Annotated in this window: 11 protein-coding genes; 7 read left to right on the top strand and 4 right to left on the bottom strand. The window is 37.7% G+C overall.

The window, feature by feature from the left end:
- Nucleotides 1-797 precede the first annotated feature (797 nt).
- Entirely contained in the window at nt 798-1,652 is an 855-nt protein-coding gene (gene thiD, locus ACFIMA_RS00885) for a bifunctional hydroxymethylpyrimidine kinase/phosphomethylpyrimidine kinase (protein WP_375612742.1), read from the bottom strand.
- A gap of 129 nt (nt 1,653-1,781) precedes the next feature.
- On the opposite strand from thiD, the gene ACFIMA_RS00880 reads away from it, so the two are divergent.
- The 3 genes from ACFIMA_RS00880 (at nt 1,782) to ACFIMA_RS00870 (ending at nt 5,845) form a co-directional block, all read left to right on the top strand.
- The gene (locus ACFIMA_RS00880) at nt 1,782-2,588 is read left to right on the top strand and encodes a 1-acyl-sn-glycerol-3-phosphate acyltransferase (protein WP_273790137.1); all 807 of its coding nucleotides are present in this window, start codon (nt 1,782-1,784) and stop codon (nt 2,586-2,588) included.
- Between the two features lie 692 nt (nt 2,589-3,280).
- On the top strand, nt 3,281-4,378 hold the full coding sequence (locus ACFIMA_RS00875; RefSeq protein WP_375611309.1) for a D-alanyl-D-alanine carboxypeptidase family protein: 1,098 nt from the start codon (nt 3,281-3,283) through the stop codon (nt 4,376-4,378).
- 405 nt (nt 4,379-4,783) lie between these two features.
- On the top strand, nt 4,784-5,845 hold the full coding sequence (locus tag ACFIMA_RS00870; protein WP_375652365.1) for a CobW family GTP-binding protein: 1,062 nt from the start codon (nt 4,784-4,786) through the stop codon (nt 5,843-5,845).
- An 891-nt stretch (nt 5,846-6,736) separates the two neighbouring features.
- On the opposite strand, the gene ACFIMA_RS00865 is transcribed toward ACFIMA_RS00870, so the two are convergent.
- The 3 genes from ACFIMA_RS00865 to ACFIMA_RS00855 all read right to left on the bottom strand — a co-directional run bounded on the left by ACFIMA_RS00865 (nt 6,737) and on the right by ACFIMA_RS00855 (nt 9,500).
- A complete protein-coding gene (locus tag ACFIMA_RS00865) occupies nt 6,737-7,486 on the bottom strand; it encodes a L,D-transpeptidase family protein (RefSeq protein WP_375612743.1) in 750 nt (249 codons plus the stop codon).
- A gap of 40 nt (nt 7,487-7,526) precedes the next feature.
- Nucleotides 7,527-8,483: an acetyl-CoA carboxylase carboxyltransferase subunit alpha gene (locus tag ACFIMA_RS00860; protein ID WP_375611312.1), complete on the bottom strand. Its 957-nt coding sequence runs from the start codon at nt 8,481-8,483 to the stop codon at nt 7,527-7,529.
- A 78-nt stretch (nt 8,484-8,561) separates the two neighbouring features.
- Nucleotides 8,562-9,500, bottom strand: coding sequence for a site-specific tyrosine recombinase XerD (locus tag ACFIMA_RS00855; RefSeq protein WP_375628561.1), 939 nt, complete (start codon nt 9,498-9,500; stop codon nt 8,562-8,564).
- Between the two features lie 260 nt (nt 9,501-9,760).
- On the opposite strand from ACFIMA_RS00855, the gene ACFIMA_RS00850 reads away from it, so the two are divergent.
- The 4 genes from ACFIMA_RS00850 (at nt 9,761) to ACFIMA_RS00835 (ending at nt 12,722) form a co-directional block, all read left to right on the top strand.
- Nucleotides 9,761-10,393: a shikimate kinase gene (locus tag ACFIMA_RS00850; protein ID WP_375606223.1), complete on the top strand. Its 633-nt coding sequence runs from the start codon at nt 9,761-9,763 to the stop codon at nt 10,391-10,393.
- Nucleotides 10,368-11,501 carry a 3-dehydroquinate synthase gene (gene aroB, locus ACFIMA_RS00845; protein ID WP_375612745.1) on the top strand — a complete coding sequence of 378 codons (1,134 nt, stop codon included), beginning with the start codon at nt 10,368-10,370 and terminating at the stop codon, nt 11,499-11,501. The genes ACFIMA_RS00850 and aroB overlap by 26 nt, the downstream gene beginning before the upstream one ends.
- A gap of 415 nt (nt 11,502-11,916) precedes the next feature.
- The gene (locus tag ACFIMA_RS00840; RefSeq protein ID WP_375611315.1) at nt 11,917-12,312 is read left to right on the top strand and encodes an MliC family protein; all 396 of its coding nucleotides are present in this window, start codon (nt 11,917-11,919) and stop codon (nt 12,310-12,312) included.
- 17 nt (nt 12,313-12,329) lie between these two features.
- Complete coding sequence (locus ACFIMA_RS00835) at nt 12,330-12,722, top strand: MliC family protein (protein WP_375629080.1); 393 nt, start codon at nt 12,330-12,332, stop codon at nt 12,720-12,722.
- Nucleotides 12,723-12,736: the final 14 nt, after the last annotated feature.

Genomic DNA, 12,736 nt, shown 5'->3' with positions numbered 1-12,736 from the left:
CATAGCGCACAATAAAATCAGACCATTTTAAATGTTTAATGGTAACATCTGCTAAACAACAGAATAAAAATTCAATTTTGAAAAGATTAAACCATACGCTACAGGTCTATTGAAACTCCGATTGTACGATCGACTATCTTCTCGCTAAAATTTAATCACTATAAATATAAAAACCTTAAAACCCGCTCTAAGTGCGTGAAAGTTTCTAGATCTTGCTGTATTAAATGTTGAAACTCCTCACGGCTTCTCATCTGAAACGCCAATAATTCCATAAAGCAGTTCCATACAAAGAGAATAATGACGTTGTAATATCCGAAAAAATTCACTACATCACCTGAAAGATCATTGATAATTCTATCAGGACGTATCAATTTCCATTTAGAAAACCCTACCCATACCGACAAAAACTCTGTAAATGTTAGATATCTTCAATAATTTTGATAACAATTTTGGCTCATTCTGTTTTGCCACCAATATAAGAAACAGCAAATATAGTGGGATCAGCCAGCTTCAATATCGCCTTGTAAAAGGTCTTTCCCTCTACCCTTTTTGCTATCAAATCCTGATTTTATAATTCCTTGCTCTCTTTTTTATACTCAAAATTGCCTCTGAAACAGGATAGATTAATCGTAAAAAATATATAAAAGAAGCAAATTATAACATTTTTTCTTATCCTTCTTAATACAAAATAACTGTTAAGCTACAATACGCTAACATTTATCAGTCATAAGTCTAAAACATCATATAATGACGAAACAAATTCATAGAGTGAAGATTTTTCACTATCAACCGTTGTATTAATCTTTCCATAATGCATAAAAATGATGAAGCGGCCCTCGCCCTTTCCCTACTTTTAAAGCATCTGAGGCAGTTAAAGCGCCATGCAAATAATCTTTTGCTTGTTTAACAGCGCAATCCAAAGGTTGGGTAGGTAACAGAGCTGCAATGGCAGCAGAAATGGTACACCCTGTCCCATGATCATGAGTAGTTGAAAGACGAGAGGCTTCAAGTATAACAAGGTTTTCACAATCACAATAAAGATCTGGACTAGAACAATCGTAATTTTCTGTACTATTTTTGGTCAGCGTATTCAAATGTCCCCCTTTTAACAAAACTGCATGACACCCTAGCGCCAAGAGTCGTGGAGCATATTGATACATAGTCTCTAAAGACCATTGCACTTCACGCCCCAATAACAGTGCAGCTTCAGGCAAATTTGGCGTGATCAAAGTTGACATCGGCACAAGAACATCACGCATAATTTCAATTGCATCAGACTTTAAAAGAACATCACCACTTTTTGCAACCATAACCGGATCAAAAACAATGAAACGCGCTTTATGATAAGCAAGACGTTCTGCAATAACCTGTGCAATCTGAGCATTTGCAACCATACCAATTTTAACGGCATCAACATGGATATCCTCAAAAACAGAATCAATTTGATCTGCAACAAAAGAAGCATCTAATGCCTGAAAAGAACGCACACCCTGAGTATTTTGTGCAACAACAGCTGTAACCACACTCATACCATAAGTTTTCATAGCTGAAAAAACCTTCAAATCCGCCTGCATTCCAGCGCCACCAGAAGGATCTGTTCCCGCAATAGATAAAATCCGTGGAATAAAAAGTTTATCTTTTTGTAATTCCATTAACCTCTTTCCTTCTGTTTTTAAATATCGGAAAATGAGTTACCGAAAAAATAGATGCTTGAAAAAACATAAAGAAGATGTTTTCTCATGTGAATTATATTATATATGAAGTCTTCTTATAGATATAAAATGGAAAATGTAGTGCTTATCCTTCGTTCTATTCTTTTTACGTTCGCTTTTTATACAACAACTTTCATACAAATGATTCTTTACGCTCCCGTTTATTTTTTAATGCCCCGCAAAAAGGCATGGATTGTCCCTAAAACATGGGCGCGCGTTACACTCTTTTTGCAAAAATACATCGCAGGCACAAGTTATGAGATTGAAGGTTTAGAAAATCTTCCCAAAGGACCCTATATCATTGCTCCAAAGCATCAATCGGCTTGGGAAACTTTCAGTCTTGTTCCTTATTTTGATGATCCCACTCTCATTTTAAAACGTGAATTGATGTGGATTCCATTGTTTGGCTGGTATATGGCAAAAACGCAAATTATCCCCATTAACCGCACAACACCCATCAAAGCCTTAAAAATGATTATACAAAAAGCAAAAGAGAAAGTAAAACAAGGGCGCCAAATCTTGATTTTTCCCGAAGGAACACGCCGACAACCCGGTCAAGAACCAGATTATAAGTCGGGAATTGTCGCGCTCTATAATGAATTAGGACTTCAAGTTGTTCCTATTGCACATAATGCGGGTTTATATTGGCCACGCAATAATTTTCGCCGCTATCCCGGAACAATTCGTGTCCGTATTCTTCCCCCGATAGAGGCTGGTTTAAGCAAACGTGATTTTCTAGATCAACTTGTCCAAAAAACTGAAAAAGCGTGTGATGAACTGCTTCTCTTAGCAGCTCAAGATCCCACCCCTCCTCCTATGCCACCATACGCTGTTCAGAAACTTCAAAAACTAAATCATCATGAAACAATGCACTGATTGATAAGAATAATGCATAACTTTGTATATTGAGCGGAGTATAGGGAACAAAAATATAAGAAAGATACTTCAAACTTTCTAATTTAAAATTGTAAAACACTTGTACATGATAAGAAATGATCAATGTGTAAATTTTTTTGAAAAAGAATTCTTCCTCTCTTTAAAATCATTTAAATAACATACATCTCATTGATTTATAAGGATATTTTAGCGTTATTCAACTTGAATGAGAACCCTGAATACCGTAAGATTTTCTCATTTCAAATCTATTCTAGGTTGAATCAATTAGAATCATTTTCTTACACATTACAAGCGGGGATATCTGTGTGAATAAAACGATACAAGAAAAGATTAAAATGCTTTTTACTAACCGTCTCAAGTGCCAAGGGCTATCCTAACAGGAGAGCAAGAAAAATGCATGATTATGCAGATTCATTCCTTTCTGAGAAATTCAATCCCTCCAAGAACCTGAAATCTTGTACAATCTTCATTATTTAAAAAGTATTTTTTGAGATACTTAAGTCATCAAACCAAATTCAAGGGGAAAATAAAAATGAGAATTGGTTTTTATCCCACAGACACAACGGATACAGCAATTAACCATCTTTCCTTCCTATCCTAGACTTAAATGCTTTGTGTGCTACATTAAAACAATTCTAAATAACGAATAAGAGGGAACTAGATTTAAATTAATGCGACGTCTCTTCTATAATTTATTTTTTTCTGTGATTTTGAGTTTATCCAGCGCTGTTGCTCTAGCGCAGCCTTTTATTTCTGTTGATGTTACAACGAGGCGTATCTTAAAACATAATCAAGCTTTTGAGCGTTGGTATCCTGCTTCCTTGACAAAATTAATGACCGCTTATGTTATTTTTCGTGCCATGAGCCGAGGGGAAGTTTCACCAAACAAACATATCACCATCAGCGAATACGCCGCAAAAGCTCCCTCATATCGTTCAGGCTATAAAGCTGGTTCTGTACTCACACTTGATACAGCCTTAAGTATCACCATGGTTAAATCTACCAATGATTTAGCCATTGCCATGAGTGAAGCTGTTGCGGGTTCACAGAAAGATTTTGTACGTAAAATGAATAGCGAAGCTAAACGTTTAGGCATGTTTGGCACCCATTTTGCGAACGCAAGTGGTTTACCAGATCCTCAAAACTACTCCACGGCACGCGATATTGCTCTTTTAGCCGTTCAAATACGTCGAGAATTTCCACAATATGCTCATTATTTTTCTATTCCAGCCATTGATTTTGGTAATAATCGAAAAATCCAACATAACTCAAACAACCTCATTGGCCGTTTTTATGGGATAGACGGTATGAAAACAGGCTTTATTTGTGCCTCTGGTTTTAATCTTGTTGCCTCAGCCACCCGCAATAAACGTACAATTATTGCTGTCATTCTAGGTGCTAACAACATAAGTGAAAGAGAAGAAAAAGCTGCACAACTTCTTGAAATAGGATTTTTGCACCAAGGAAGCCCCCAATTAACACTAGCAACATTAAAACCTTATGGGAGCAACATAACACAAGCCAACAATATGAGACAACAAACATGCACACCTGAAGCCATAAAAATGCATGCAAATTCATATGATGATCAAGGAAATATTATTCTCACCTCACCTTTTATCACTGCTCCACCTTCTTTTTCTCATCCTTTATCAGTACACCTCATTCGTACGCCACAAACACCTAAAATGACAGTAAAACCACTAAGAAAACCCTATATTCCGTATAAAAGGCACGCAAACCATTCTATAAAAAGCCATAAATCATAATCTACAATTAATTATAATACTTTGATTTATAATCATAATTAATTATTTTGTACCTTATGTCAAAACCACAAGTATTGTAAGATTCTCTCATTTCAAATCTGTATTTGTTGAATCAATAAAACCAGTCTCTTGCGCGCCACAAGGTGGATGAACATGTAGATAAAATAATTAAAACAAGGAATAAAAATCCTTCCTATAAGTCCTTTCAAGAACCAAGAATTATCATAACATTGACGCTAAAAGTGTATAATATACCCACGTGCACCTACCTTTATAAGCGTAAAGATAGTGGTACAATGGATTTCATGGGGGATTAACCATTATATCCCTCACGGACATCATTATAAATTGCTTAGACATACTGAGATATATTTTTTAAAAACAAAACTATGATTGATGATTAACATGAAAATAAAGCGCATCCCTCTCACGCTTATTACGGGTTTTTTAGGCTCTGGCAAAACAACTTTGCTCAACCGTATGCTACAAGACCCTCTTCTAACAGAATGTGCTGTTATCATCAATGAATTCGGCGAAATCAGTATTGACCACCTTCTGGTTGAAAAAACGACAGAAGGAATTATTGAGCTTGCCAATGGTTGCTTATGCTGTAATTTACGCAGTGATCTCATCGACACATTAATTGATTTAATAAATCGCGTTCAGACAGGACAGATCAAACAACTCCATCATATTATCATTGAAACCACAGGGATGGCTGATCCCGCCCCTATTTTACAAATACTTTTAAGCCACCCATTGTTTATTCAAACATTGTCCATAAATGCTGTTCTTGCAACATTTGATACATTAAGTCCACTTTCCATATGTAAGCGCTATCCTGAAATATATAAACAATTAATATTTGCTGATAAAATCATTCTCACCAAAACAGATCTTAGAGACCCACAAACGCTTTCAGATGCACTCCTTAGCACACTTAAAACAATGAATCCTACAGCACAAATCATTGACGGCCATTCTAAAGATTTCTGTTCAAATCTATTAATAAATAACACATTATGGGATGAAAAAGTAGAAAATACAAAACTTAAACAAAATCTTACGACTACCCCACATGATCATACCCCCCATAAAACCATTCGTACCTTTTCACTAAACTGTGAGGGTCCTGTTGATTACGCCACAATTGAAGCTTTTTTAGATCTCCTACAAGAGCGTTATGGTACAAAATTATTACGTATTAAAGCAATTATCGCATTGCGTGATGACCCTTATCGCCCACTTGTATTACATGGCGTACAAACATTTTTTCATCCTCCCATAAGATTGCCGGCATGGCCAAAAGGAATAAAACAAACACGTTTTGTCATCATTGCCAATGGTGTTGAAAAAGACGCAATACAAAAGCTCCTCAATGCTTTTTTTAATAAACCAGCAATAGATACTGCAGACAAAACAGCTCTCTTAGAAAATCCTCTGGTCATTCCAGGAATAAAATTTTAATTTTTTCTCCCCTTCAATGATATAACATTAAATTCATTAGCACCACCATCTTTATGCTTTTAAAGAAGCAAACCGGCACCATTACACACTTTGCTAATTCCCAATGTTGAAACCAAGCCCTTGGTACTTGAGACGGTTTGTAAAAAGCATTTTAGTCTTTCTTGCACAGTTTCACCCACGCGGTTATCCCCGCTTGTAACGTGCAAGAAAATGGTTTTAATTTATTCAACATGGAACGGCTTTGAAATGAGAGAATCTTACGGTATTCAGGGTTCTAATTTAACTTGAATAACACTAAATTATCATTATAAATCAAATTGTTATGATAAAAAATTTAATACCCATCAATCTGCAAACAGATTGTTTTCTCTCTAAATGCGCTTCATCTGCAAACCACTTCATATGATTCATTTCACAGACCGATTGGCCAAATTCTTGGTTCTAAAATATTCTGCTCAACTCTATGTTTACTCAAGCTAATTGAAATCAAAATCCCTGTTAAGAAAAAAACCAAAATCAGACAGAGGCAATATCGCATTTTAAAATATGTGAATGTATCTTATATAACAGCACGACAAGACAATATTTTACAGCATAAAAGAATAAAACTCTTTGAAAGAAATAAAAAGAGAGGTACATTTCATGTTAACTTACTCTTCACTAAAAACGAAGATTGATACCAGTAACGATGTGCAAACAATCAAACTTCTTTGAGAAAATTCCTCTTGGCTTCCCACTTCATATGATTTACTTACATAAAGCTCTATGAAAAAACTCTGCGCTTTAAAATATTGACTACTCACTTAAACACCTTATGTGCAAAGTTTTTGCATATCCTGTATCACCATTATTAAGTGATAGTGTTTACGGTGCAGTAGGATACAATAACACTCACTGCATTAGAGAAACTGAATTTTTATCAATATCGCGATTAAAAACGTAACGTTTTCCATAAACCTCAACAGTTGGAGGTTGACGATTTTTTTCAAAAAAATCATAACCTTTCTTAAGCATAACCCAGAATTGATAATGAGGATTCTTGCTATGACGTGACATATTATCCTCGGTCATGCGGAAAGGAAAAGCCTGCAACTGAAACTCTCTTTGTCCTCCTTTAAAAGCATCCCGTGCAAACGCATAAATCTGAGCCATGTTCTTATCACTCATAGAATAACAACCTGCGGAAAAGCAAGAACCATGCACCATAAGATTGCTTCCTGTGCGACCATTTTCCTGATCATAAAGGTTAGGAAATCCTATATTAAAAGAGAGATAATATTTTGAATAAGGATTCATTTGGTTTGCGCTAATAGTATAAAAACCCTCTGGTGTCTGAAGATCCCCTTCTTTATATTTAGGTCCAAGCTTACCAGACCATTTGCAAATGCCATAGCGAGCAACCAAGATAAAAGGTCCTGAACGAGATTGCTTCCAAACTTCAGCAAGATTTTCTTCCTTAAAAAACCGCATCATAATCGGTGCATAGGGATCTATATCATACAGAACCATTCTATTTTTGATTTCTTGCGGCAACGGCTGCTCAACTTTAGCGCGAATAGAGGCTGGTAATCTTCCTTCACATGCTGTCAATAGTCCCATTACAAACAACACACACACAGCAAGGAATCTGCTAAATGTCATCGAATAAAACTCCAATCCAACACCCCTCACAAAAAATAACCTATGTTAGAGATCGACCAATTTGAAGGTATTTTTCCCTTCGCTCTTGTTTAAGCACTTGACCATCTTTTCCAGCCATAGCTTTTAAAGCTTCTGAAATAACATCACCCGTTGCATCAATGACAATCTCTTTGCCACGATGCGCTCCCCCTAAAGGTTCCGAAATAATGCCATCAATAATCTTTAAGCGATACAAATCTTGAGCGGTAATACGCATATTCATTGCAGCATCTTTTGCACGAGCTGGATCACGCCATAAGATAGAAGCTGCTCCTTCTGGTGAAATAACAGAGTAAATTGCGTGCTCCAACATATAAACTTTGTTGGCAGCCGCGATTGCTATCGCCCCTCCAGAACCGCCTTCTCCAATAACAACGGAAACCACAGGAACTTTCAAACGCAAAGTTGTAGCTGTTGATTGAGCAATTGCTTCCGCTTGCCCACGTTCTTCAGCGCTTACCCCAGGATAAGCACCTGCTGTATCAATAAAAGTAAGGAGGGGCAAACCAAAGCGGTCAGCCATTTCCATAATACGTACAGCTTTACGATAGCCTTCTGGACGCGCAGAACCAAAATTATAGCGCAAACGTGTTTGCGTATCATGACCTTTCTCTTGACCGATATAAGCAACGGCCTCACCTTTAAAGCGTGCAAACCCCGCTTGAATAGCCTCATCTTCAGCAAACTTGCGATCTCCGGCCAAAGGCGTAACGTCACTCAATAGGCGTTTAGAATAGTCCATAAAATGGGGACGATCCGGATGACGAGCAACTTGTGTTTTTTGCCACGGCGATAATTTTTTATAAATATCGCGCAACGCTGTTTGGGAACGCGTTTCAAGACGAGCAATCTCGTCACTCATATCAAGACTGCCTTTTTCCTGAGAAATTTTTTTTAATTCAAGAATTTTCCCATCAAGATCAGCAACTGGTTTTTCAAAATCAAGATAATTATACATTTGTGTCAACTCATTCAGTGTCACTTATACACTTATAATTTGCTTTATAAAGTCTTTTTCAAAAACATCACCTTTTCTTTAACGAGCCTTTTGCTCATCGGCAAGTGGATGATGCTCATTGACTAAACGATAAAGTCCCTCTTCCAACACATGGGTATAAATCTGAGTGGTAGCAATATCAGAATGACCTAACAAATGTTGAACGGCACGCAAATCAGCACCATTTTGCAAAAGATGACTAGCAAAAGCATGACGCAACACATGGGGAGAAAAGCTATCACTTCCTATCCCTGCTCTTCTAGCGAGATTTTTCAACTCTCGTGCAACGACTTGACGAGCAATATATCCTGTCTCGGAATGCGCAGGAAAAAGATAAGAACTCGTAGCGTCCTTTCCCTGATCACGCAAATTTAACCACTGTGAAAGAACTTGGCATGCTTTTTTTGATAACAGCACCATTCGTTCTTTTTTACCCTTACCACGAACCAAAACGCTGTATTCCTTCCTTCGAACAGACTGAACCGGCAGACTCACCAACTCACTAATACGTAACCCTGTTGCATAAAGCATTTCAATCAATAGCTGAAGACGCAGTGCACGGAAATAACCTTTGGACCCATAGTCTGCTTGATTGACTTCTAACTCCGCAAAATCAAGCAATTTTATCACTGCATCTTCACTCATGATTTTGGGTAAAGGACGCCCCTGACGAGGTGCATCAATATCATGAGAGGGATCATCTGCTCTCAACCCTTCAGCATAAAGGAATTGATAAAACTGACGCAAAGTCGATAAACGGCGCGCTTGCGACGATGCCGCAAAACCAAAAGTATGCATAAGTGACAAAAGAGTAATTAAATCTTCTTTTTGTGCTGAAAAAAGCGAAACAGAGTGTGAAGACAATTCGTCTTGTGCCCACTGCAAATCATGCTGATAAGCCGCAAGCGTATGAGACGAAGCCCCTCTCTCCGCACTCATCATCTCAAGAAAATGATCTATCACAGCACCACTTTTCATTTCATTGATTCGCTTCCGTAGAAAGATTCCATGAATCCAAGGGAACATCAATGTACATATCCACAGTTACTGGTTCAACCCAAACCACAAGAGCACCCATTATAATGAAAAGAACAGAAAGCAAAATGAAAAGAATCATCAAAAATCTAGTCAATGTTGGCATAAGACAATAACCTACCCAAAAATATTCTATCTCGTATTATGCCTCACAAAGATTAACAGGAATTGACTTTAAGATGGATAAATGCCGAAATAAAGTTATGAAAAGCAATCGACAAAAACGCGTCCCCATAACACAAATAAAGAATCAGCTCTTATCGTCCCTTGATAAAAGAGCACTTGTCCTTGTTGGTCTTATGGGGGCAGGCAAATCAGTGATCGGAAAACGCGTCGCCACCATGCTTCGTTTACCTTTTTATGATTCTGACCAAGAAATTGAAAAAGCTGCACAAATGACAATCACGGAACTCTTTGAAATTTATGGTGAATCCGAATTTCGTGCTCTTGAACAGCGTGTTATTCTAAACCTCATGAAAAAAAGTCCCCTTGTTTTAGCAACAGGTGGTGGTGCCTACATAAATGAAAATATCCGAAAAGCCATTCACCAAAATGGTATATCCATATGGCTAAAAGTCGATCTTGATATCCTCATGCAACGTGTCTCAAAGCACCCAACACGTCCCCTGCTTCAAACAGCCAATCCTAAAGAAACCATGCAAAAACTCATGGAACAGCGTTATCCTATCTATGCAAAGGCAAACTTAACAATTAACAGTCATAAAGAAAGCCGTCATACCGTAGCACAAAATGTTATACGATCCGTACAGCACTACCTATACACAGAAATTAACAATAGGGATAACCAGCATGCAAACCAAAACCGTCACTGTTAAACTTGACAAACACTGTTACGATATCATCATTGGTCCGGGTCTGATTACACAAGCTGCTTCACAGATTAAACATGCTCTTAATAAAAAAGATCCTCATCAAACGCGCTTGGCACTTGTTACAGATACAAATGTTGCTTCCCTTCATTTGGAGATATTGCAAGCAGAATTAACAAAAAATAAAATTCATACTGTCCCTATTATTGTAGAAGCAGGAGAACAATCAAAATCATTTTCAACCCTGCAAGTTGTCATCGATCAAATTCTTGCTGCGCGTTTAGAAAGAGGCGACTGTGTTATTGCTTTTGGCGGTGGTGTCATTGGTGATCTAGCAGGATTTGCGGCAAGTATAATCCGCCGTGGCATGAACTTCATTCAAATGCCCACAACGCTTCTTGCACAAATTGATTCTTCTGTTGGTGGAAAAACGGGAATCAATAGCCAATATGGCAAAAATCTTATTGGTGCCTTTTATCAACCACAATGCGTTATTGCTGACACGTGTCTTCTTGATACCCTGCCACCGCGCGAATTTCGCGCTGGCTACGCAGAAATAGTAAAATACGGTCTCATTAACCAACCTGACTTTTTTGAGTGGCTTGAAAAAAATGGGCAGAAAATTTTCTCTAATGGCCCTATGCGAACAGAGGCCATTGTTCGCTCATGCCAATTTAAAGCTGCCATTGTAGCACGCGATGAGTACGAAACGGGAGAGCGCGCACTCTTAAATCTTGGCCATACATTTGGACACATGCTTGAAACAGCAACCGCTTATGACTCCAACCGTTTAATCCATGGCGAAAGCGTAGCAATTGGGATGATTCTAGCTCATCAATTCTCTGCTCAATTAAATTTAATAAGCCCCACGCTTATACAACGCATTGAAGCGCACTTCAAATTTATAGGATTGCCTACACAATTAAAGGATATCCCAGGGTGTCTACCAGATGCTGAAACTTTAATGACTCTCATTGCCCAAGATAAAAAAGTTTCGCAAAACAATTTGACTTTCATCTTAACACGCGGACTTGGCCAATCATTTATTGCAAAAAATGTTTCACCAGATGCCGTTTTATCCTTTTTGGAACAAAAATTAACAGAAATTCGTTAATTCATATTGAATATAATTGATTCGTTTTTATACTTCTATTAAAGATTAACATGATGATGTCTGCGTAGCTCAGTAGGATAGAGCACAGGATTCCTAAAGAAATTGGGCACTTTGAGGAGAAATCCTCAAAGTGAATCTGCTCAAATTCGGGGAAAGCTTCATGGGCGACTGTATGCCAATCCCGAGCCAAGTCTCTCTTCAAATGAGAGAAAGGTGTAGAGACTGAACGGGCAGCACCTAAAGAGCAAAAGCTTCAAGGTGAAGAGACAGTCCAGACCACAAACAGCCGATAAGGCTGGCGGTGAAAATCGAAGTGGTATGAATCCTGGGGTCGCAGGTTCGAATCCTGCCGTAGACACCATCGTATCAGTCAAATTATTCTTTGTGCACAATATTAGGAATATAGGGAAGCATCATGAAAAAAACTTTGCACATTTTAGGATTTTTCACCGCTTTAAGTTTATCACTCTTCAGCTCAAACAATAGCTTAGCTGGTTCTTTAATCATTGAAGTACCAGACAATCCAGAGCCCAAAACAGAGACCATTACCTATCAGTGTGAAACTGGAGCAGGTAAAGAGCGCATTGAGGCAGTCTATCTTAATGCTGATAATATTTCGTTGGTTGATTTCAAATGGAACGGTGATCGTGTCATTGCTGCTAATGTCATCGCGGCAACAGGAGCAAAATTTGCAGGAGCTCAGTACATCTGGTGGGAAAAGAACAAAGAAGTCACGCTTTATGACCTTGCTCAGGATCCAGAAGAAAAAAAACCTATCCTCTGTAAAGATGAGTCAACATTATTATTTTAAATAACACGGGAAATATTATGAAAAAAATTTCTTTTACTAAACAATTTTTCATTACTTTAAGTGTGCTCCTCCTCGGTTCAATTAATGCATTAGCAAGTTCTTTAGTCATTGAAGTACCAGATAATCCAGAACCAACAACAGAGACCGTCTCCTATCAATGCGATATGGGAACAAGCAAAGAGTATGTTGAAGCAACTTATTATAATGCTGGCAATATTGCGCTTGTTGATTTAAAATGGAACGGTAAGCGCATCGTTGGTTCTAATGTAATTGCCGCTTCTGGAGGAAAATATGTGGGTGGACAATACATTTGGTGGATAACTAAAAATGAAGCCATATTTTACGATCTTATTAATGATCCAAAAGAAGAAAAGCCCATCCACTGTGTAGAAGAAAAAAGCACAGAATAAGGAAGATTCTTACA

The organism is Bartonella sp. AP88HLJMH (assembly GCF_042195605.1).
Taxonomy (GTDB): Bacteria; Pseudomonadota; Alphaproteobacteria; order Rhizobiales; family Rhizobiaceae; genus Bartonella.
This window is presented reverse-complemented; position numbering and strand designations above follow the sequence as displayed.